Genomic DNA, 21,307 nt, shown 5'->3' with positions numbered 1-21,307 from the left:
ACGCCTAAGCCTTGACGAGCCGGTACGGCTGGCGGGGCCGCCCGGCCTGTGTGCCCTTGACGGGTGGCATCGGCCAGGCCAGCCCCTCCTCCGCCAGACTCTGCAGCACCCGGCGGGCGCTGCGCGGCGCGATGGCCAGCACGTCGGCCACGATCTCGGCGTCGACCACCATCGCGTCGGGGCCGTCGCCGAGCCCTTCGACCAGCCGGTCCAGCAGCTTGGCCGCCTTGGTGGTGGCCACCGGACCGGTCTCGGGCTGGCGGCGCCGGCGTACCGGCAGCGAGAGCGCGGTGCCGTCCCCGCTGACCAGGTACGCCGCCGCGGCGCCGGCGTTGCGTGCCTTCTCCACCGCGACCAGCGCGTTGGCGTCGGCGTCGCGGGCGGTGCCGCCGAGGCCGATGCCGACCTCGGCCGCGACGCCGATGTCCGCGAGGATCCGGTCCATGAACGGCGCCACCCTGAACCCCTCGGTCGCCTGGCGCAGCGCGCCGAGCGTGGTGGTCACCACGTAGCTGTTCTCGTCGCGCGGCACCACGGTCGCGCCCATCAGCCGGGCGTCGGCCAGCAATGCCTGGTGCAGCGACAGCTTGAGCTCCTGCTGCCAGTAGTTGCCCGGCCCCGAATAGCTGGGCCTGGCCGAGGCGGCCAGCTCGACCACCACGATGGCGATCTGCGCGTCCTCCAGCCGGCTGCCCGTGCCGAGCAGGGCGGCGGTGTTGAGCGCGACGCGCAGCGTGTGGGACGTGGGCAGCATGCGCAGCACCGGCACCCCGGCTGCGGTCAGCTTGGTGGCCACGCTCCTGATCGTGGTCAGCGCCGCGGTGGTGGCGCCCTGCCGGTAGAGCCGTTCGTGGAATTCGATGAAGCCGCGGGCCGACTCCGGCTGGTCGTACTCCGACAGGTGGACCTCCGCCGTACTGACGCCGATCTCCCCGTAGGCCTCTTCGACGTCGGCCGCGAGCAGCGAGTCGATGCTGACCCGAGCCGGGTCGAGGCCGTGGGTGAGCACGCCGCGCAGCAGGCTCGCGTACAGGCTGGCCCCGCTCATCGGTACGAACGTCGCCGGAACGGGCAGCTCGCCCGTCTGCCTGGCCAGGTCGTGCTGGAGCGGCCCGGTGAACAGCACCACGTCGATGCTGTCGGAGATCTTCGAGAACTTCTCGTAGGTCTCGTGCTCCTCCGCATGTGACGCGCCGACCAGCCGCCAGTCGGCGGCGGCGGGCAGCTCGGCCCCGATCATCATGATCTGCTGGACGAGATCGTTCGGCCCCACGATCCCGATCGCCACCCTGGACCGCGTCTCGGAACGCAGCCGATCCATGATCTTGATCACTCCCGTCCGGATCTCCACTGAAGCAGGCGGGTCATCGTGCCGCCGAGCACGGCGGCTCGGTCCTCCTCAGTGAGGCCACTGAAGATTACCCGTCCCAGCGACATCCGTAGATCAATGAACGGGAAGTCGGACCCGTAGACCACCCGGCCCGCTCCCACCTCTCTCACCATTCTGGCTATGTCGGAGCCGCTGTTGAAGGACCCGCACACCTCGAGCACGACGCCAGAACGTCGCTGTGCCACCTCTATCGCCGCGTCGAACCCATTCGGCGTGGCGCCGGCGTGCCCGGCGAGTATCACCACGTCGGGGTAACGGGCCGCGACCTCGTCCACCATGGGCAGGTCGTTGTACGGCGAGCCGTCATAGGTGTGCGTGAGCACCGGGCAGCCCGTGCGCTGCGCGAACTCCCACACCGGGGCGTATCGGCCACCGGTGAGCGGATAGTCGTGCAGGTCGGGGTGGAGCTTGATGCCGCCGAACCGGTGGTCGGCACCCCACATCTCCAGCTCTCCGGCGGGGTCCTGCCAGGGGTTCACGGTGAGGTAGCCGGTGAAGCGGTCCGGCGCGCGGCCGACCACCTCGGCCGTCGCCGCGTTCCCCGCCGCGGCGTCCAGCTGGATGGCCAGGTGGCTGGAGATGACCGCGTGCGACACCCCGCACCTGTCCATCACCCTGACCATGCCGTCGGATCCCGCGTCGGGGATGAAGAAGAGGCTGTACGGGCCGACGTGGGCGTGCGCGTCGACGATCCGCACGCTGGTCTGCGGACGCCGCTCCCACAGCGCGGACGTGAGCGCGTTCACCGAGCCACCAGCGTTCACCGAGCCACCGACAGCGGACGCCGAGCCGCCGGCACCGGGCATGGGCGCGTTCACCGGGCGGCCAGCGGCAGCAGTCCGTGCAGGGTGCCGGAGCCGATCGTGGCCACGGCGTCGTCGTCCAGTTCGGCCCACATCAGCCGGGTGACCGCCTCCGCCGGATCCCTGAGCGGCGCCCCGGTGCCGAAGACCACGCGGCCCGCCCCGTACCGGTCGACCAGCCATTCCAGCCCGCAGTGCGAGGAGAGGTTGGCCAGCCCGATGTAGACGTTGTCCGTACGGGCGAGCACCCCGGCGGCCTGCCTGAGCAGGCGGTAACCGAGCCCGCCGACGACGACGGGCAGGCCGGGATGCCTGGCGGCGACCGACTCCAGGGCGGGCCAGCCGAGTTGCGGCGCGTCCACGAGCAGCGGCAGCCCGGCCTCGGCGATGGCGCCGAGCATCGTGGCGGCGTCCCGCCCGGCCAGGTCGTAGCCGTGATCGGCGGGATAGGCGCGGACGGCGCGTACGCCGCCGTCCAGCGCGGCGGCCACGAACTCGGCGGCCGTGCCCGTCTCCCCGCAGGTGTCGGGGAGCATCACCCAGCACGGATGCAGCCGGGGCTCGTCCGCGACCAGGTCGAGCAGCTCCCTGTTGCCCGTCGCCGGATCGTGCAGCCACGACAGGGTGTGGCTGACCATGGCCTCGGCGATGCCGAACCGGTCCATCCTGGCCATCGCCTCCGTGATCGAGCCCGTGCCGACATCCCTGCGCGGGTAGCGGCCGAGCATCGCGTCAGCGTCGATCAGCATGAACCATCCAATCTTCGGGGACTTTGGGGAGAGGGACTTTGGGGAGTGGGACTTTGGGGAGTGGGACTTTGGGGAGTTCGTCGCGGTAGGGGAAGATCCCGACGGTGAATCGGCCGTCATGGCGGCGCAGGCCGAGCGAGTGGATCTCGCCGTACGCCGCGGTTCTGGTGGCGGGGTCCGGGATCCGGGCGGGACCGCTGCCGTACAGGACCTCGTCCGGCGGTTCCAGCGGCACCACGAGGATGCCCGGCCCGCGTGTGCCGGCGTACCCGCCGTCGCGCTCCACCCACGGCGACAGGCCGTGCAGCTGCCAGATCGCCTCCGTGTCGATCCGGTCGGTGATCACCCAGTACGGCGACTCGCCCTTGACGAAGACGATCCGGCGGTCGTGCCGTTTGCCGTAGCCGTGGTGGTGCCCGGCGAAGACGTCCGCCTCGGGCGAGACCGAGAAGACGTCGCAGGCCGCCCGGCGGTCCTCGGTGTACTCCTCGCCGGGGACTAGCAGCGTGTTGTGCGCCCTGGTCGCCTGGTACCAGTCGTAGTAAAGAGGGTCATCGTAGGACGGCGGCCCGCCCGCCTCCCAGGCCAGCGGCACGCCCCACCCGGACAGCACGAAGTCGAGCGCCGCGTGGTGGCTGTGCGGCTCCAGTTCGTGCCCCACGTAAGGCCCGTAGTTGACCACGGTGTGGAAGCCGCCCGCCCGGAAGGTCGCGTACCCGCTGGCTTCCAGGTTGTACGACTCCTCGACCGGCCGGCCGAGCTCGGGCCAGACCACACCGCTGTCCTGCAGATGCGGCACCCAGCCGCCCGGCGTCGCCAGGACCTCCAGCCAGTGCCGCATGGCCAGATAGCGGGGATGCCGGGACAGCTCCGGCTCGACCGCCGCGGCCCTGTCGACGCTCCCCAGGCACATGTCGTGGTAGCCGGGAGATCGCTCGTGATGCCCGCCGTCGGCGCGTACGTCCTGCTCCAGGTGCTCCAGGACCCGCGCCATGGCGATCTCGGCCCAGAGCGCCGCCTCGGGCAGATCGGCGAACACCCTGGCGGTGTGGAGCAGCTCGCAGGCGGTGACGAACTGCCAGTTGCCGTGCCGGAAGGCGTCGTGTTCCTCGGCGGACCACCGGGCGCCGCCGAGCACCGTCTTCATCATCTCCAGCCAGCAGTCGTCGCTCAGCGCGGGCTCGTCGGCGAAGACGGCCAGCGCCTCGGTGACGTACATGGCGCGGGCGCGGACCCCGAGGGAGTACCAGACCACGTCGAGGCCCGGCCAGTCGCCCTGGACCAGGTCACGCGAGGCGTACCACTGGCGGAACAACCGGTCCCACTCGGCGGCGTGGCGCGGGTCGCCGGTCTCGGCGTAGGCCGTGATCAGCGGGGTCATCCACCTCAGGTAGTGGAAGCCGTACAGCTGGGAACGGCCGTGACCCTTGTCCAGGAAGTCGACCTCGATCCCGTGCAGATCGCCCGCGCCCGCCGAGCCGAGGGCCGCCGGTACCGGCCGCGGCCGGCGCCAGGGCCTGGCTGCGGCGACGCTTGGCGCCCCGAGTGCTTCGAGCAGCGCCTCGTCGGTGATGTGCTGCATCCGCACGGGATCGACGTGCGGCGCCTTCTCAACAGGCGCTTTTTCGGAAGGCATCAGAGCCTCACCGGCGATCCCGTGCGGGCGGACTCGTGCGCGGCGGCGAGTACGGCGGTCACGTGCCGCGAGCTCTCCACGCTGATCAGCGGCTCCGCGCCGGTGCGGGCGCAGTCGACGAAGTGGTGGATCGCGTCGCGGTAGGCGCCGGCCGGTACGCCGTGGACCACCCGCTGGAGCATGTTCCGCGGGTAGGTGTAGGACTTCTCGGTGGCGAGCTGGATGTTCTCCTTCTGCCGGTCGAGCTGGATGACGCCCGACTCGCCGACCACGGTGACGTAGCTGTCCACCATGGTCGGGAAGGTGTTGGGGTAGATCCAGGCCGACTCGAAGGTGGCGACCGCGCCTCGGGAGAAGCGGGCCTGGATCTGCATCGCGTCGGGGGTGTCGATGCCCAGGCCGCGCAACTTGCCGTGGCGGGCGGTGGCGTAGACCTCGGCCACCTGGTCGTCGTACAGCCAGGTGAGCAGGTCGATGTCATGGCTGGACAGGAACCAGGCGCAGGTCGTCTCATCCGCCCAGCCGATCATCTCGGTGGGCACGTAAATCGTGTCGTCCTTGCGGGCGTAGCCCACGACCGGCTCGCCGATCAGCTCCATCTGCAGCTTGGCCTGCGCGTACGCGGGCACCCAGCGGTGGTTGAACAGGCACATCGCGGTCACGCCCGCCCGCCGGATCGCGGCGACGGAGCGGTCGGCGTCCTCGACGGTCGTCGTGAACGGCTTCTCGACCAGGATGTGCACACCCGCCTCCGCGGCGGCCACCATGACGTCCGCGTGCAGGTGGTCGGGCGTGGTGATCGACACGGCGTCCACCGTGCCCGAGGCGAGCAGCTCCCGGTAGCCGGGGTAGACGGTCGCGTCCTGGGCGTGTTCCAGGGCCCGCCGGGCGACCGCCGTGATCTCGACCTCGGGATGGGCGGACAGGACCTCGGCGTGGCCCCGGCCCATGATCCCCGCTCCGACGATCCCGATTCTGAGCTTAGGCAAGCGCGTCATTCCATTCCTTCTCGGCGGCGTCGAGCGCCTCCTTGGCGCTCTTGGAGCCCTGGAGGAAGGCCCTGACCTCTTCGGCCAGCGACTCGCCCAGCTCGGTGTCCTTGGGCGTGCCGAGCGGGGTGTACTCGAGCTTCGGCAGCCCCTTGACGATCACTTGGCGGGCCAGGTCCATGGGGTCGTCACCGCCACCGCCGGCGAAGAAGGCGTCCTTCGTCGAGGAGATCGTCGAGGGATAGATGGGCACGAGCTTGCAGAAGGCGAGCTGGTTGGCCCCGTTGGTGAAGAACTTGATGAACTCGGCCGCGGCCCGCTGGTGCTTGGACGCCTTCGGGATGGCGAAGGTCTGCTGGGCCAGGAGCAGGTAACCGCCGGTCTTCGTCTGGACGGGCTCGGTGATGAGCAGGTCCTTGTAGACGTCCGGGGCGTTCTTCTGGATGTTGAGCAGCGTCGCCGCGAACGTGCTCGCGGACAGGGCGAGCTGCCCGTTGTCCAGGCTCTGCGGGAAGTTGCGTACGTCCTTGGAGACGGCTCCTGGCGCGATGCCGTGCTTGTCGTAGCTCTGCTTGAACCGGTCGAGGAGCGCCGCGACCTCCGGGGTGTTGAACGCGGCCTTCTTCTTGTCGGCCGACAGCAGCTCGACGCCGTAGTAGCGCAGCACGCTGGCGGTGTTGATGCCGGGGATGTCGTTGGTGCCGTAGACCTTGGTCTTCTCGTAGACCTTGTCGGCCAGGGCGAGCGCCTCGTCGTACGTCTTCGGCGGGGTCGTGCCGTCGAAGCCGGCCTTGGCGACGACGGACTTGCGGTAGATGCCCACCGGGGTGCCGCCGTTGTACCAGGGCACGGCGTACAGCTTGCCCGACACGCGCAGCGGCTCGACCAGGTTGGGCTGGAAGTCGGCGAGGTCGGCGGGCTTGAACGCGTCGTCGAGCGGGCTCAGCGACGGGACGAACCTGCCGATGTCGGTGGAGGCGAGGTTGACCGCGTCCGGGACGTCACCGCTGGCGACCGCCGCGAGCATCTTGGTCGCGATGTCCTGGCCCGGCACGTCGACCCAGTTGATCCGGACCTTGGGGTGGTCCTTCTGGTACTGGGCGATCAGCCCGTCGATGTAGGCGCTGTAGTTCTTCTTGAGGTTGATCGTCCAGAACTCGACCTCGCCCTCGAAGGGCTGGTCGTCGGCCACCGCGGCGGAGCCGCCCGACGTGCCGGCGACGCAGCCGGACGTCACGAGGGCCAGCGCGAGCACGCCTGTCGCTAAGGCACTTCTCTTCATCACCGCGTACCTCCGCCAGAATATGGCCGTCCTTAATACGTTCTTTCGGCACCATGCCAGTCCGAGGCGCGGACCGTCAAGACCGGGCACCTTGACGCTCTCGATGGACCGTCTATAAGCTGCGGCCAAATTCTGGCCAGCCCTTATCGATTCTTAGGTCGGCACTATTGGCAATCCAAGGGATGTGACGCCGATGACCACCAGCCGGATCCCAGGGCAGCGCTGGTACACGCCGTACCTCTTCCCGATCCCGGCCCTGGTGCTGTTCGGTGTCTTCTTCGCTTGGCCGGCGATCACCGCGCTGCAACTCTCGTTCACCGACTACGACGGGGTGACCCCGCCCGTCTTCACCGGGGTGGACAACTTCGTCAAGATCATCGGCGACGCCCGATTCTGGACGGCCCTGCGTAACTCGCTGGTGTTTCTTATCGGGCTGTTCCCCCTGCTCGTCGTGCTCCCGCTGCCGCTGGCCGTCCTGGTCAACCAGAAGCTGCCGGGCATCAGGACGTTCCGGATGCTCTACTACCTGCCGGTCGTGACCTCGATGGTCGCGGTGGCGGTGGCCTGGAACTACGTCTTCCACCAGCAGGGCGTGCTCAACTGGCTGCTCACCGGCTTCGGCGTCCTCGACGAGCCGATCCAGTACCTGCTCGACCCCGCCTGGGCGCTACCGGCGCTGATCCTCGTGGAGGGCTGGAAGAGCATGGGCGTCTACATGATGATCTACCTCGCGGGCCTCCAGACGATCCCGGCGAATCTGTACGAGGCCGCCAGGGTGGACGGCGCGAGCGCCTGGCGCCGGATGCGGAGCATCACCGTGCCGCTCATGATGCCCTACATCGCGGTCACCATCACGATGACCATGCTGGACGCGATGCAGGCCTTCACCACCGTCTTCGTCATGACCAAGGGCGGGCCGCAGGACGCCACGCTCATGCTCGGCTACTACATCTGGTCCGAGGCGTTCGAGAAGTACGACATGGGCTACGCCAGCGCCGTCGGGCTCGTCCTGTGGGCCCTGCTGATCGTCATGGCCCTCCTCAACTACCGGCTCACCAGGGGAAAGCAGGTCGGGCATTGACCCCCAGACTCGGCTGGTGGATGCGCCGGGCAGGCATGTACGTCCTGCTCAGCGCGATCGCCCTGGTGTTCGTCGGCCCGTTCCTGATCCTGCTGTCGGCGGCGCTGAAGCCGTCCGGCCAGGCCGTCTTCTCCTTCCCGCCCGACATCATCCCCCGCCCGCCGGTGCTCACCTGGGCCAAGGAGGCGTGGACGGCCATCCCGTTCCCGCGCTACCTGCTCAACTCGACGCTCCTGGTCGTCGTGATGGTGCCGGCCTACATCCTCGTGTCGGCGCTGTGCGCCTACCCGCTGGCGCTGATGAATTTCCGCGGCCGGAGCGTGATCTTCTTCGCGATCCTGGCCACCATGTTCATGCCCGGCGAGGTCATGCTGCTGCCCAGGTTCCTGGTGGTCTCCCAGATCGGGATGGCCGACAGCTACCTGGGGGTGATCCTGCCGGGGCTGCTCTCGGCCTTCGGGATCTTCCTGTTACGGCAGACGTTCGCCGGGGTGCCCCGCGAGGTGGTGGACGCCGCCAGGACCGACGGCTGCCACGAGCTGCGCATCTTCTGGCACGTCATGCTCCCCGCCGCCCGTCCCACCCTGGCCATCCTCGGCGTCTTCGGCTTCATCTCGGTCTGGAACAGTTTCATCTGGCCGATGGTCGTCCTGAAGGACTCCGCGCTCTACCCCATCGCGCTGGGGATCGCCTACCTCGCCGGCATCACCGGCACCGACGTCCGCAGCCTCGCGGCCGGCACCGTGATCTCGATCGTGCCGGTCGTCGTCTTCTTCATGATCATGCAACGTCACGTACTCGAAGGCATGAGCGGTGCGGTAAAAGGCTGACACCGCGCACCACCCCCCCGGAGGTTTTCCACCGATGTTGACACGCAGGCAGTTGACGCTGGGCGCGCTGGCCGTAGGAGCCCTGAGCGCGATGCCGGGCACGGCACGCGCGGCGGGCCACGACTACACCTCCCGCGAGACGTTCGACCTGTTCGACAAGACCTTCCACGAGAGCGGCGCCGTCGGCCAGCCGACCGACACCAACGAGGTCGGCGGCCTGGGCTGGGGCGCGTCGTACGTGCTCGCCGCCTACATCAGGATGTACGAGGCCTACCGCGACACCTACTACCTGGACCGGCTCATCCACAACGCCGACCTGGTGCTCGCCCAGCGCGACTCCGAGCGCGGCGTCACCGACTACCGAGGTCTGTCGCTGCCCGCCTGGCGCAACCTCAGCTACACGGCGGGCGGCGTTAGCCTCCTGGACGCGGCCGGGCAGCCGCTGCTCGAGGTGCGCACGGCCCTGACCAACGTGAACGACGCGGTGGCCACCGTACGGGCGGGCAGCGTCGAGGGCCGGTTCACCCTAGAGGTGGCCAACCCCAAGAAGAACCGGACGTCCACCTTCGCCGAGCTGTCGATGGACCCGACCAGCCCCGACTACGCGGTGCGGCGGATCTTCGACGCCTACCCGTCGCCGAACATGGTCACGGCCAAGGACCTGCGCCCGTCCCCGTCGGGAAGCGCGATGCCCGTGCTGGGCACGGCCAAGCCGGCCGCCGCACCGGCGATCTTCACCGTGCACACCGGCATGATCACCTATCCGCTCGCCTCGTTCGTCCGGCTCGTCCACCAGAACCCGCGCCTGCGCGCCAACGCCCGCTACCGGAGCAAGGCCGCCGAATACCTCACCGCGGTCAAGGCCGCGGCGGCGGTGCACGACCCCGAGTGGGTACGGACCGACTCCGGGCTCGGCTACTTCATCTGGCTCAAGGGCATGCCCGTCCCGTACGACGGCGTCGAGCAGCCCCACAACCAGAGCCTCGGCCTGGGCCAGACCTACGCCGAACTGGCCGCCGCCACCGGGGATCCCACCTTCCGCGACCGCACCCGCCGCCTGGCCCGCGGCTTCGCCGGCGACCTGCGTACCGACGCCGACGACGCCTACGTCTGGCCGTACTGGCCGACCTTCGGCAAGCTCTACAGCGGCTATACCAAGGCCGAGAACATCTCCGAGTGGACCCCGTCGTACGGCACGCCTCCCAAGGGCGCGCAGCAGATGGAGGACCTGAGCCACGGCGGGATCGACGTCGAGTTCGCCGCCGTCGCCCACCGCTGGGGCCTCGGCTTCCAGGACCGGGACCTGGGTCGCTTCGCCCGCACGTACACCAAGAACCTGGCGACCACGGACAACGGCGTCGCCACCACCTTCGTCTTGGTGGACGGTGGCGGCGGCCTGGCCCCGGCCGGCCAGTATCTCCAGGCGCCCCGCTTCATGCCGGTGGCCCGGGGGGACAGCGCCCTGTTCCCGCACGCGCAGGCGGTGTACGTGGATCACGCCGTCGAGGCCCCCATGGGCTCTACGCTGCTCTGCGTCGCCTATCTCAACTGGTACGCCCGAGGATGCCGCTGACCACGAACACCCGCCGGCCTCCGTTCCTCCGCTCCCCCGAGGGGGGCATCCCTCCTAAAGGACACCAGCCACAACGGACCGTCACCTGGGACCTCGTGAGCACCGTAGATCCAGCCCGCCCCCGTTCAGCTGTATCGTGCCTGAGGTGAACGGGGTCGAGTTGTTCCTGCTCGGGCGGACGCTGATGAAGATCGGCGAGGAGGCCATGCCCACCGAGGGCATCGGCGAGCACTCCACCAGCGTCCGGACCGTCCTCATCGTGGTGAGCGACATCCGGGAGCACCCCGACACCTCCGTAGGCGAGGTGGCGGCCCGCACCGGCCTGCCGCAGAGCGCCGTCTCCGCCGCCGTCGCGCGGCTCAAGACCGTGGGCGCCCTGGAGACCATGACCGACCCCCGCGACCGGCGGCGCTCCCTGATCAGGGAGTCGCCGCAGGTTTCGGCGCGGTTGTCGGAGGTACGTGCCGCGCCGGTGGATGACGCCGTGGCCGCGGCCCTCGACACCGACGATCGGCACGACATCGCCGAGACGGTCGAGATGCTGGAGGAGCTGGCCCGGCGCCTCATCCCCAGGACGCTCAGCCGTTAGCCGTACGAGGGAGTTGATCGACATAGAACGCACCGTGATCGACGGCAGGCTCGCCGAGGCGCCGGAGGTGACGCTGGCCGTCTCGGCGAGATACGGGCACTTCACCGCGATGCAGGTCAGACAGGGCCGGGTACGCGGCCTCGACCGCCACCTCGACCGGCTCGACCGGGCCACCGAGGAGCTGTTCGGCCGCCCGCTCGACCGTGGGCTCGTGGTCGACTCCATCAGGTCGGCCCTGGGCCTGGACCAGCGGCCGGCGGCCGCGCCCGACGCGTCCGTACGGGTCTACGTGTGCGAGGTCGCCCGCCTGCACGTACTGGTGACCGCCAAGCCTCCCGTCGAGGTCGCCACCACCCCGCGCAGCCTCAAATCGGTCCGCTACCAGCGCTTTCTCCCGCACGTCAAGCACCTGGGCGGCTTCCCCCAGGGCTACCTGGGGCGAAAGGTGCAGGCCGCGGGCTTCGACGAGGCCCTGCTCACCGCGGACGACGGGGTGATCTCCGAAGGTTCGATCACCAATCTGGGCTGTTTCGACGGCACCCGGGTGATCTGGCCGGACGCGCCCATGCTGCACGGCATCACGATGCAGCTCATGGAGGCGGGGCTGACTCAGGCGGGCGTGCCGTACGAGAGCCGGGTGTTGCGGGTGGCGGATCTGCCGGACTTCGAGACGGTGTTCCTGACGAACTCGCACGGCGTCGTGGCCGTGGGGCAGGTCGACGATCTGACGCTGAAGGTGGACGAGGCGGCGATGGGCCGGCTGATCGGCTACTTCGAGGGCATGCCCTGGGAAGAAATCCATCATTCTTGATACATCTTTCTTGATGCATTAGTGTGAGTGCCATGAAAACTGGCATGTTGCGGGTGGCCGGCGCGCACCTCTACTTCGAGGTACGGGGCACCGGCCCCGTCCTGCTGATCTCGCAGAGCGGCGAGGGTGACGCCGGACGCAGCGTCGACCTCGTGGACCGGCTCGTCGCCGACCACACGGTGATCACGTACGACCGGCGCGGCCTCTCGCGCAGCACCCTGGACGACCCGGCCCGGGGCGCGACCGTCGAGGAGCACGCCGACGACGTACTGCGCCTGCTCGACCACCTGACCGGCGAGCCGGTGACGATGCTGGGCATGAGCTTCGGCGCCACCATCGGGCTGCATCTAGTGGCGAGCGGCCGGCTGAGCAGGCTGATCGCGCACGAGCCCGTGGCGCCGTGGGTGCTCCCCCCTGACGAGGGCCTCGGCCACCGGCGGGAACTGGCCGAGGGGCAGGAGATCTACCAGCGCGACGGCCTGCCCGCCCTGCTCAAGGAGATCAGCAGGACACTCGGCATCGACCTCGCCGCCAAGGACATCGAGCCGGACCTGACCCCACAGCCGATGACCGAGCAGCGGATCGCCAACTTCGGCTATTTCGTGGAGCACGACTGGACGGCGATCATCGCCGACCGGCTGGACCCGGCCACGCTGAAGGGCACCCCGATCGTGCCCGTCGCCGGTCGCGCCACGCCGCACACGGTCTTCGACTATCGATGCGCCGAGGAGTTGGCGCGGCTGCTCGGCACCGACCTCGTGCACTTCCCGGGTGGGCACAACGGCAACACCTCGCACCCCAGGGCGTACGCGGCCTCACTCCGCGAACTCCTCGCGTAACGCGGCTGCGCGAGATCCTCGCGTAGCTCTTTCGCGAAGCCGGGCCTCCGGCACCTGCCGTCGCTTCCACTTTTCCCGAAATATCGCCGCCGCAGGTGAAGTGTCGGCGATCATCCCCGCATGGACGCTGCGGAATTCCGCCCCGAAGACCTCGAACGGATCACCGCCCAGGCGGAGCAGATGCTGCTTCGCGTCGAAGAGGTCCGCAAGGAGGTCGACGTGGTCGTCGGCCAGGGCACCGGCGCGGACGGGCAGGTGCGGGTGGCCGCCGGCGCCAACGGGCGGCTCGTCGAGCTGGTCATCGCCCCGCGCGCGATGCGCCTGGACAGCCAGAAGCTCGCCGAGGAGCTGCTGCGGGCCGCCCAGCAGGCGCAGGACGAAGCCGACAGGAAGGCCAGGGAGGTCATGGCCGACACACTCGGCGAGTCGATACCGACCCAGCGGGAGCTCGACGACCGGTTCAGCCAGGTCCTCGAGTCCTTCGAATCGTCGATGGACGAGCGCATGCGGGCCATCGACGAGCGGCGCCGGGGCACGACCTGACCGACACTTCGAGGTTGTTTGAAGAGTGCCCCCAGCCGATCACGCCGCTCTAGGGTGTCGGCGGGTATGCATGTGCGCAAATGTCGCGGGATGTGAATTTGGTGGCCATTCGGTGGCAGAAGGCGGCACGGCGGAGAATGGCGGGCCTCGTCGCGCTCGCGGTCGTCGCCGCGCTCACGGGCATCGGGTTCTTCCTGGGTACGGGTGTGTCCAGCGCCCGGCCCAAGCTCGCCGACATCGGCGCGTGGCTCGCCAGCGCGCTCAACGGTGAGGTCGTCCACGCCAACGGCCTGTCCGGCCAGCTCGACGGCCGCGTGGATCTGGCCGCCGCGAAGGGCGACGAGCTCAAGGTGGTCCAGGACGGCAACAGCGTGCTGGTCGTCGACGAGTCGACCGGCCAGGTCAGCCGCATCGACCCCACCCAGCTCGAAGTCGCCCAGACCAAGAGCCTGGGCGCCGGCGGGGTACAGCTGGTCATGGGTGCGGGCAAAGCGTACGCGATCGACCCGAAGGCGGGCACCGTCCAGCAGGTGAACCCCCTGACCGTGGACACGATCGGCGCCGCGATCACGCTCAAGGGCCCGCTCGGCCAGGCGGGCATCGACAAGAACGGAACCCTCTGGGTGCCGGTTCCGGAAGAGGGCACGCTGGTCCAGATCAACGGCGCCCAGCAGGGCAAGGCCGTGACCGTGGGCGAGCCGGGTGACCCGCTCACGCTGACCATGGCGGACGGCGTACCGCTGGTCACCAACTCCGCCGCCGCGTCGGCGATGGTCATCGGCTCGACCGGTACGCGGCTCACGGTGAGCCTGCCAAGCACGGTGACCGAGGCCGGGCGCGGCGGCATGCTGATGCCCGCCGTCGCCGAGGCCACGATCGTCCCGATGCTCGCGCCCAAGCAGGGCGCGCTGGTGCTCGTGGACACCGCGAGCGGCGCGCTCAGCACCGTGTCGGTGAAGGGCGGCAAGCTCGGGGCGCCGCAGGCTCTCGGCCGCCGCGTCTACATCGCAGATGAGAGCACCGGGCGGCTCATCGTGTACGACACGGTGGCCAAGAGGTTCGACGCGGAGAAGGTGATCACCGGTAAGGCGGGGCCGCTGGAGGTGTTCGTCAAGGACGGCCTGCTCTGGGTCAACGACCAGTTCAGCGAGACCGCGCTGGTCGTCGAGCAGGACGGCCGGGCGCACCGGGTCGGCAAGTACGACGAGGCGCTCGGTCAGAAGGACACCCCGACTCCGCTGCCCGTACCCACCAGCACGCCCACCATGGCGCTCCCGACCACCGTCCCGACCCGGCAGACCACCCAGCCCACGGCACGGCCGACGGTGACGGTCACGCGTACCCCGAAACCCACCACGACGAAGCGCTCGGAGACCCCCAGCCCGCCCCCGACCAGCACCCCGACGCCTACCCCAACCCCGACACCCACCCCCACACCGACGCAGACCCCCGGACCGCCGGGCACTGTGACAGCGAACTCGGGACCCGGCTGGATGGAGATCGTGTTCACCCCGTCGAGCCAGGGCAAGGCCACCGGCTACACGCTCAAGGGCGCCCCGGACAGCGCGAACGTGACCCCGGACCGCGTGCGCTCCGACGGCCCCTTCCAGTTCCGGGTCACCGGAGGCCGCTGCGACCAGGAGTACACCTTCCGCGTCGCGGCCCAGTACGACGGCGGCGAGTCCGTCTCCGACCCCACCATCCCGGTACGCCCCTGCGTCGCCCCGGGCAGACCGGCGAGCTTCGAGGCCAAGGGCAAGAACCACGGCGCCGACCTCACCTGGTCGGCCCCCGACAACGCCAAGGACGGCGGCGTCAGCTACGTACTCGAAGGCCCCGGCCAGCACCCGGGCACACTCGACGGGACCAGCGCGGAGGTGACCGGCCTGAAGAACGGCCAGGACTACACCTGGACCCTGCGCGCCAAGAACGGCGCCGGCGAGGGCCAGGAGCGCGCCGAGGCCAAGGCCGGGCTGCAGCCGCCGTCGGCGCAGTTCCGCAACGCGCACAACGACAACAGGGACACCCTGATCCGGTCCGGCCCCTCGGCGGGGGCGGAGGCCGGCCGCATCCCCCAGGGCGTGTACATCACCATGACCGTGATCTGCCAGACCAAGGGCGCGGGCTACACCGACACCGACACCGGCATGAGCAGCGACGTCTGGAACAAGGTGGAGTCCAGCGCGGGCAGCGGCTGGCTGAACGACGTGCTGATGGACACCCCGAAGGGGGGATTCCCCGCCGCCCCCCTCTGGGAGTGCGAATGATCACCAGAGCGGGCTGGGGCACTCTGGCCGCCTCCGTGCTGCTGTACGCCGTGGCGGCACCGCTCGGCTACCAGCAGGCGGGCGCGCTGTCGGCCGGCGGGATCGCCGCCGTCGGTGCCGGTCTGCTGTGGACGCTGCGCCGGCCACGCCTGGAGGTACGCCGCGAGGTCACACCCGTCAAGGTCGCCAGGGGCGAGGCCGCCATCGCGATGCTGCGCGTCACGAACAGAGGCCGCTGGCGTCGCGACGCCCTCGAAGCCCACGACACCTGCCGGGACACCGCGATCGTGGTCGGCGTACCGCCCCTGGCCAGGAACTCCACCGGAACCGTGTCGTACCGGCTGCCCACCCGCAGGCGCGGCGAGACCCCGGTGGGCCCGCTGTGGCTCGACCGGGCCGACCCGTTCGGCCTGGCCCGGCGCACGACCTCGTACGGCCAGGCGGACCTGCTGCTGGTCCGGCCGCGCACGGTGCCGCTGGAGCCGCTGAACTCCGGCCGGCAGCGCCACCTCGACGGCTCCGCCTCCCGCTCGCCGAGCGGCACGATCACCTTCAACGGCGTCCGCGACTACGTGATCGGCGACGACCTGCGGCACATCCACTGGCGGTCCACGGCGCGTACCGGGACCCTCATGGTCAAGGAGCTCGAGGACGTCAGCCTGCCGTACACGACCACGATCCTCGACACCCGCACCGACTCCTACAGCGACGACGACGAGTTCGAGCTGGCGGTGGACGCGGCCGCGTCGGTCGCCTGGTCGGCGAGCCGCCGCCGCTTCCCGGTGCGGCTGCTGACCGGCGCCGGCGAGCTGCTGTCCGCCAAGGGCGGCGCCGAGGAGGCCGAGGAGGTGCTGGACCGGCTGGCCCTGGTCGAGCGGACGGCCGACGCGGAGACGCCGGTGGACGCGGTACGCCGCGCGGGCTCGGGTGGGGCATTGATCCTGGTCACCGGGGCACGGACCGCCCTGTCGAGCGTCGCCTCGGTGCGGCGGCGCTTTGACCAGGTGGTCTGTGTCTGGGTCGGAGCCTCCTCCGGCGACCGGCCGCCGATGGTGCCCGGTGTGACGGTCATCGAGATCGGCGAACTGGCCGAACTGGCGGCGGCATGGCCTCGCTGACCACCCCACCGGGTCGGCCGGTCGCCTCGTCCTCACCGGTCGCCCCGCCCACGCCGGACGTGCGGCCCATGCGATCGGACGTCCGGCCCGCGGTGGGACTGCGGGGGTTGTTGAGGCTGCGGGGCTCGTTGGGGCTGCGGGACGAGCCGCCAGGTGTGCGGCCTGGGGCCGCCGCCGAGGCCGCGCCGCTGCCGCTCGTGCCCGAGTGGCGGCGCGTGGCGTCGATCGTCATCGTGATCCTGCTGGCGGGTACGGCCGGGCTGGCGTTCGACGGGGTGTTCACGCTGGGCGCGCTGATCCCCGTGGTGGCTGTGGCGGCGATCGTGCCGGGCGCGGTGTCGTACGCGCTGGCCAGGATCCTGCCGTTGTGGGCATCCCTGGCCGTGAATCTCCTTGCCTGGCTGGTCGCGGTGTCGGCGACCCTGTTCAGGGCGCAGGCTCTGGCCGGGTTCCTGCCGAGTCCGGCCAGTGCGCGGGCCGCGCTGCTCGGCGTGCGCGACTCGGCAAAGGCGCTGCTCACGACCATTCTGCCGGCCGAGGGGGACGGCAGGACGATCGTGCTGGCGCACTTCCTGGTCTGGGCGGCGGCGGTGGCCGGGGCCGAGTTGGCCCTGCGGACAAGGGCGGTGGTGCTGCCTGCGGCCCCGGCCGTCCCGGTGCTGGCCGCCGCCGTCGTGCTGGGCGTGTCCGGTCCCGGTTCTCAACTGCCGACACCGGCCGTCCTCGTCGGGCTGGCCCTAGCCCTCGCCCTGGTCCGGGCCGCCCGAGCAGCCAGGACGTTCGTGGCGGGCGTGCCGCTGCTGACCGGCCTCGTGCTGATCGCCGTCGCGGCCGGACCGGTGCTGCCGTTCGCCGCCGAGCCGTACGACGTGCGGCGGTTGGTGTCCCAGCCGCCGTCGCGCCCGCTCGCCGGGGTGAGCCCGCTCGACCAGGTGTCGGCCTGGCTCCAGAACCCCTACCGCCAGCTCTTCACCGTCAGGTCAACGACCGAGGCGAACTGGCGGCTGGCCGTACTGGACCGCTTCGACGGCGTCACGTGGACCTCCAGCGCCGGATACCTGCCGACGGGCGGCCGAGTCCCTGGTGAGGGGTCCGCAGGCTCCCTCGACGTCGTCGAGCAGCAGTTCACCCTGCAGAAGCTGGCCGGACCCTGGCTGCCCGCGGCGGACCGCCCGCAGCAGGTGAGCTTCACCGCACGAACAGCCGACCAGTCAACGGGTACCGCACGAACAGCCGACCAGGCGACCGATACCGCATCCACAACCGACCCCACGAACAGCGACACGGCCACCACCAACTCCGTGAACAGCACCAGACCGGCAACCGACTCCACGACCGGCCTGATGGCGGATCCGGCGACCGGGATGCTGGCGAGTGCTGCCACCGTCACCGCTCGCGAGGGCATCACGTACCGGGTGATCTCCGGCATCCGCCGCTACTCCGCCGCAGAACTACGCGAGGCGGTCCCCGCCGCCGACCAGGCCGCCCTGGCACTGCCCAACGGCCCCGACGGCCGTACTCCCCCACAACGAGCCCGCCTCGCCACCATCGCGCGCAAAGCCACGGCCGGTGCCACCAGCCCGATGCAGCAGGCCGTACGGCTGGCCTCCTACCTGCGCAAACACGCCGACTACGATGTCAACTCCCCGCCGGGGCACAGCTATCGCAGCATCCAGTTCTTCCTCACGGAGGCGAAGAAGGGCACGACCGAGCAGTTCGCGGCGTCGTACGCGCTGCTCGCCCGCTCGCTCGGCCTGCCCAGCCGGGTGGTCATCGGCTTCGGTCCGGGCAAGGCGGAGGGCGGCGGCGTACGGCAGGTGCTGGCGGGTGACGTACTCGCCTGGGCGGAGGTGGAGTTCAAGGGGATCGGCTGGGTGCCCTTCTATCCGACCCCGGCGCGCAGCCACGCGGGCGAGAGCGGCGACGTCGCCGAAGGCGTGTCCAAGCAGCGGCAGGAGGTCGAACAGGAGATCAGCGGCGAACACGCCGACCCCGCCGCCACCCCGCCGTCCCACCGACCCACACCACAGCCGTCACCCCGTCAGACCGGCCACGGGACGGCAACCACCTGGCTGCCGATCGCGGGCGCGGTAGCCGGAGGCCTGCTGGGCGGGTACCTGCTGGCCGTGACCGTATTGCCGCCCTTGCGCCGCCGCCGACGCCACCGGACGGGCGATCCGCGAGCGCGAGTGGCGGGCGCGTGGCGACAGACGGTGCTACGACTGCGCGCCGCCGGAGTCCCGGCCTCATCGCGCGTCCTGACCGCTCGCGAGGTGGCCACGCTCGGGGTGACGGCATTGGGCGCCGACGCGAACGAACCGCTGACCGGGCTGGCGGACCTGGCGAACCTCACCCGGTTCGGCGACGCCCCCGTGGACCAGACGGCGGCGGACACGGCCTGGCGGCACTACGCGAGCGTCGAACTGCTGGTCAGACGGAAAGTCGCGCTACCGCGCCGCCTCGCCCACCGCCTGGCCCCCGGCTCGCTGCTCCGCTGAGCGGAGCGGGTCAGCCAGCTCATGAACCGGTCTCCCACCGCAGGCCAAGTCCTGCAGACGACGCCGATACCGATCATGCACCCGAGCCGACGGTGTCCCACAGCCGCGGCAGGCCACCAACTCCGAGCCCGTACGGGCCGCGATCCTGAGGCGGTCACCCAAATCCTCCACCTGGTCAAGGACCAGGCCCCTCAAGTGCGGGAACAGCATGTACAGCAGACCGACACAGCAAGTCTCGTGGTCGCTGAAGGCTTGTCGTCTTCCGCTCAAGGGTCTTCCGGGCGAGCGCCCTGGGGTAAATCCGTGCTTTTCGTTGTCAGTGACCGCGGTTGGCGGCGCAGCTCACGGGAGGTGACGCGGGCAAAGTGATCGGCTGCTGCTGCCGATACTGTTCGAGGTCGATGAGGTTGCCGTTGATCGCGTTGCGCCTGTGGAGTTCCGCCCAGTACACCGGGTCGAGGAAGATCGCGGGGTTCCACAGCGGCTGCGTCAGGTCCGTCAGTTGCCCCAGGTACAGCACGGCGTCGGCCAGCCTCCCCAAGGGGAAGCCGCACAGCCGCGGTGCGTCCATGAACTGTCCCGCGTCGGTGGATTCCAGCCAGCTGCCTGAGCACGGGATCACGGTGCGCCGTGGACAGGTCACTAGGCGGGGATGGCTACCGGCCACGATCACGTAGACGTGCTGGCCGGTCTGTTCCTCGATCAGCGGGACTGCGTGGTCGGCGTTCTGTCCTGGCTCCGGCGAGTGCATCACGTGCCCGCTGCCGTAGCAGATCAGTGCCCGGCGTTTCTTGGCGAGCACTTCCCATTTCACCACTGACGCCATGTGGGCGTCACGTTGGGCGAGAAAGACATCCACTTGGTCTTGGGCGGTGATGTGGGACCAGTCGATCGGCGGATCCCCGAGCAGCACCCGGATCCTCCGCTCCGCAGGCAGCGTCCAGTTGACGGCGCGGACCGTCCGGAAGAACTGTTCACGGATCGGCTGGTCGCCGGTGGCTCCGGGCGACTGCGTGGTGTTCCGCCAGACCTGCCGCAATACTTGGTCCTCGACAGCCGCACCGGCGACGAACCGGTCAACGATCGGCTGGTACAGCGCGTTGCCGAACTCGACGACGATGTCGTCGACCACCTGCGGCAACCGCGGATCTACAAGCAGCATCTGCTGCGCGTCACCGTGTTCCTGCTGGCCGTGTGACTCACCGATCGCCACGAGCCGGTGGCGCTCGAAGGCCGCGAGCACCGCCTGGGTGAGGTCCCGTGTGGCCGCGTCGGCCCTGCCCATCGAGCTGGTCGTCAGCTGCCCGCCGGCGCTGCCCATCGAGCTGGTCGTCAGCAGTCCGCCGGCTGCCGTACTGGCACCAGTGACGGCGAGGAACCTACGCCGCGTCAACCGTGGATCTCTCACGTCTGGTCCTTTCCGCATGGGAATCTCGCTCGTGGGACGGACACCGTGCTCACGGGTCGTGCCCGTCGTCGACGCCTTTCCGAGATGGTTGTACGGCACGGCCGGTGTCGGCCCGGTGTCAGCCGCTGACACCCAGCCGACACCGGCTCCCTGGCATCGTGAGCAGTGCCGTCGCGCCTACCGAACGCGGTGGACGGGACGGGACCACCACCGGGTGAGAAGGAGGACGGTCGTGCGAGTTCTGGTCGTCGAAGACTTCGAGGTTCTGGCGAGGACGATCGGGACGGGGTTGCGCCGCGAGGGCATGGCGGTGGACGTCGTTCTCGACGGCGACGACGCCCTGGCCCACCTGGCCGGCACCCGATACGACGTGGTGGTGCTCGACCGCGACCTGCCCGGCACACCCGGCGACGACGTGTGCCGTGACATCGCCGCCAGTGGCGCCGGGTCGCGGGTGCTGATGCTCACCGCCGCAGGCACCGTGCGAGACAGGGTCGAGGGCCTGAGTTTGGGCGCCGACGACTACCTGCCCAAACCGTTCGACTTCACCGAACTCGTGGCCCGCGTACGCGCGCTGGGGCGCCGCTCGACGCCCGCCGTGCCTCCGATCCTCAAGGCGGACGATCTGATGCTGGACCCGAGCCGGCGGGTGGCCTTTCGTGGCGGACGGCGCTTGGAGCTCACCCCGAAGGAGTTCGCCCTGCTGGAATGCCTGCTCGCTGCCGGTGACCGGGTCATGTCCACGGAGGAGTTGCTGGAACGGGTCTGGGACGAGGCCGCTGACCCGTTCACCACGACCGTCAAGACAACGGTGCGCCGGTTGCGGGCCAAACTCGGCGAACCACCGGTGATCGACACCGTTCGTGAGGGCGGCTACCGGATCGCAGGCCCGCGATGAATC

General features: G+C 70.1%; 18 protein-coding genes. 11 read left to right on the top strand and 7 right to left on the bottom strand.

Features of this window, described 5'->3' with window-relative positions:
- Positions 1-4 precede the first annotated feature (4 nt).
- The 6 genes from ACIBO2_RS04110 to ACIBO2_RS04085 form a co-directional block, all read right to left on the bottom strand.
- Entirely contained in the window at positions 5-1,351 is a 1,347-nt protein-coding gene (locus ACIBO2_RS04110; RefSeq protein WP_358536708.1) for a transcriptional regulator, read from the bottom strand.
- Positions 1,330-2,136 (bottom strand): amidohydrolase family protein, encoded by an 807-nt coding sequence (locus ACIBO2_RS04105; RefSeq protein ID WP_358536706.1) that lies wholly within the window; start codon positions 2,134-2,136, stop codon positions 1,330-1,332. The genes ACIBO2_RS04110 and ACIBO2_RS04105 overlap by 22 nt, the downstream gene beginning before the upstream one ends.
- A 68-nt stretch (positions 2,137-2,204) precedes the next feature.
- Positions 2,205-2,942 (bottom strand): amidohydrolase family protein, encoded by a 738-nt coding sequence (locus tag ACIBO2_RS04100; RefSeq protein ID WP_358536704.1) that lies wholly within the window; start codon positions 2,940-2,942, stop codon positions 2,205-2,207.
- Complete coding sequence (locus tag ACIBO2_RS04095; protein ID WP_397295263.1) at positions 2,926-4,578, bottom strand: heparinase II/III family protein; 1,653 nt, start codon at positions 4,576-4,578, stop codon at positions 2,926-2,928. Before ACIBO2_RS04095 ends, ACIBO2_RS04100 begins: the two co-directional genes overlap by 17 nt.
- Complete coding sequence (locus tag ACIBO2_RS04090; protein ID WP_397295261.1) at positions 4,578-5,576, bottom strand: Gfo/Idh/MocA family protein; 999 nt, start codon at positions 5,574-5,576, stop codon at positions 4,578-4,580. Before ACIBO2_RS04090 ends, ACIBO2_RS04095 begins: the two co-directional genes overlap by 1 nt.
- Positions 5,560-6,849, bottom strand: coding sequence for a sugar ABC transporter substrate-binding protein (locus ACIBO2_RS04085; RefSeq protein ID WP_358536698.1), 1,290 nt, complete (start codon positions 6,847-6,849; stop codon positions 5,560-5,562). The genes ACIBO2_RS04090 and ACIBO2_RS04085 overlap by 17 nt, the downstream gene beginning before the upstream one ends.
- Positions 6,850-7,042: 193 nt before the next feature.
- On the opposite strand from ACIBO2_RS04085, the gene ACIBO2_RS04080 reads away from it, so the two are divergent.
- From ACIBO2_RS04080 to ACIBO2_RS04035, 10 genes are all read left to right on the top strand, one after another.
- Positions 7,043-7,930, top strand: coding sequence for a sugar ABC transporter permease (locus tag ACIBO2_RS04080; RefSeq protein WP_358536696.1), 888 nt, complete (start codon positions 7,043-7,045; stop codon positions 7,928-7,930).
- Positions 7,927-8,760: a carbohydrate ABC transporter permease gene (locus tag ACIBO2_RS04075; protein ID WP_358536694.1), complete on the top strand. Its 834-nt coding sequence runs from the start codon at positions 7,927-7,929 to the stop codon at positions 8,758-8,760. The genes ACIBO2_RS04080 and ACIBO2_RS04075 overlap by 4 nt, the downstream gene beginning before the upstream one ends.
- Positions 8,761-8,794: 34 nt before the next feature.
- The gene (locus tag ACIBO2_RS04070; RefSeq protein ID WP_397295258.1) at positions 8,795-10,333 is read left to right on the top strand and encodes a hypothetical protein; all 1,539 of its coding nucleotides are present in this window, start codon (positions 8,795-8,797) and stop codon (positions 10,331-10,333) included.
- A gap of 145 nt (positions 10,334-10,478) precedes the next feature.
- Complete coding sequence (locus ACIBO2_RS04065; RefSeq protein WP_358177505.1) at positions 10,479-10,922, top strand: MarR family transcriptional regulator; 444 nt, start codon at positions 10,479-10,481, stop codon at positions 10,920-10,922.
- Positions 10,923-10,935: 13 nt separating this feature from the next.
- The gene (locus tag ACIBO2_RS04060; RefSeq protein WP_358536689.1) at positions 10,936-11,733 is read left to right on the top strand and encodes an aminotransferase class IV; all 798 of its coding nucleotides are present in this window, start codon (positions 10,936-10,938) and stop codon (positions 11,731-11,733) included.
- Between the two features lie 32 nt (positions 11,734-11,765).
- Positions 11,766-12,572, top strand: coding sequence for an alpha/beta hydrolase (locus tag ACIBO2_RS04055; protein WP_358536687.1), 807 nt, complete (start codon positions 11,766-11,768; stop codon positions 12,570-12,572).
- A 120-nt stretch (positions 12,573-12,692) separates the two neighbouring features.
- Positions 12,693-13,115, top strand: a complete 423-nt coding sequence (locus tag ACIBO2_RS04050) for a YbaB/EbfC family nucleoid-associated protein (RefSeq protein WP_358536685.1) — start codon at positions 12,693-12,695, stop codon at positions 13,113-13,115.
- 137 nt (positions 13,116-13,252) lie between these two features.
- Positions 13,253-15,382: a hypothetical protein gene (locus ACIBO2_RS04045; protein WP_358536683.1), complete on the top strand. Its 2,130-nt coding sequence runs from the start codon at positions 13,253-13,255 to the stop codon at positions 15,380-15,382.
- Positions 15,379-16,500: a DUF58 domain-containing protein gene (locus tag ACIBO2_RS04040; protein ID WP_397295254.1), complete on the top strand. Its 1,122-nt coding sequence runs from the start codon at positions 15,379-15,381 to the stop codon at positions 16,498-16,500. The genes ACIBO2_RS04045 and ACIBO2_RS04040 overlap by 4 nt, the downstream gene beginning before the upstream one ends.
- Positions 16,501-16,568: 68 nt before the next feature.
- Positions 16,569-18,998, top strand: a complete 2,430-nt coding sequence (locus tag ACIBO2_RS04035) for a transglutaminaseTgpA domain-containing protein (RefSeq protein WP_397295252.1) — start codon at positions 16,569-16,571, stop codon at positions 18,996-18,998.
- Between the two features lie 316 nt (positions 18,999-19,314).
- Here ACIBO2_RS04035 and ACIBO2_RS04030 read toward each other — a convergent pair whose 3' ends face one another.
- A complete protein-coding gene (locus ACIBO2_RS04030) occupies positions 19,315-20,406 on the bottom strand; it encodes a hypothetical protein (RefSeq protein WP_397295250.1) in 1,092 nt (363 codons plus the stop codon).
- A 232-nt stretch (positions 20,407-20,638) separates the two neighbouring features.
- Between ACIBO2_RS04030 and ACIBO2_RS04025 the strand changes: the two genes are divergently transcribed.
- Entirely contained in the window at positions 20,639-21,304 is a 666-nt protein-coding gene (locus ACIBO2_RS04025; RefSeq protein ID WP_358536675.1) for a response regulator transcription factor, read from the top strand.
- The last annotated feature ends 3 nt before the right edge of the window (positions 21,305-21,307 follow it).

Origin of the sequence: Nonomuraea sp. NPDC050022 (assembly GCF_044460705.1) — a bacterium.
Taxonomy (GTDB): Bacteria; Actinomycetota; Actinomycetes; order Streptosporangiales; family Streptosporangiaceae; genus Nonomuraea.
This window is presented reverse-complemented; position numbering and strand designations above follow the sequence as displayed.

Excerpts from the sequence above, each read along its gene's own strand:
- ACIBO2_RS04100 (WP_358536704.1), bottom strand. The coding sequence starts at position 2,942 with ATGCTGATCGACGCTGACGCGATGCTCGGCCGCTACCCGCGCAGGGAT.
- ACIBO2_RS04095 (WP_397295263.1), bottom strand. The coding sequence starts at position 4,578 with ATGCCTTCCGAAAAAGCGCCTGTTGAGAAGGCGCCGCACGTCGATCCC.
- ACIBO2_RS04090 (WP_397295261.1), bottom strand. The coding sequence starts at position 5,576 with ATGACGCGCTTGCCTAAGCTCAGAATCGGGATCGTCGGAGCGGGGATC.
- ACIBO2_RS04085 (WP_358536698.1), bottom strand. The coding sequence starts at position 6,849 with ATGAAGAGAAGTGCCTTAGCGACAGGCGTGCTCGCGCTGGCCCTCGTG.
- ACIBO2_RS04080 (WP_358536696.1), top strand. The coding sequence starts at position 7,043 with ATGACCACCAGCCGGATCCCAGGGCAGCGCTGGTACACGCCGTACCTC.
- ACIBO2_RS04070 (WP_397295258.1), top strand. The coding sequence starts at position 8,795 with ATGTTGACACGCAGGCAGTTGACGCTGGGCGCGCTGGCCGTAGGAGCC.
- ACIBO2_RS04055 (WP_358536687.1), top strand. The coding sequence starts at position 11,766 with ATGAAAACTGGCATGTTGCGGGTGGCCGGCGCGCACCTCTACTTCGAG.
- ACIBO2_RS04050 (WP_358536685.1), top strand. The coding sequence starts at position 12,693 with ATGGACGCTGCGGAATTCCGCCCCGAAGACCTCGAACGGATCACCGCC.
- ACIBO2_RS04045 (WP_358536683.1), top strand. The coding sequence starts at position 13,253 with ATGGCGGGCCTCGTCGCGCTCGCGGTCGTCGCCGCGCTCACGGGCATC.
- ACIBO2_RS04040 (WP_397295254.1), top strand. The coding sequence starts at position 15,379 with ATGATCACCAGAGCGGGCTGGGGCACTCTGGCCGCCTCCGTGCTGCTG.
- ACIBO2_RS04035 (WP_397295252.1), top strand. The coding sequence starts at position 16,569 with ATGCGATCGGACGTCCGGCCCGCGGTGGGACTGCGGGGGTTGTTGAGG.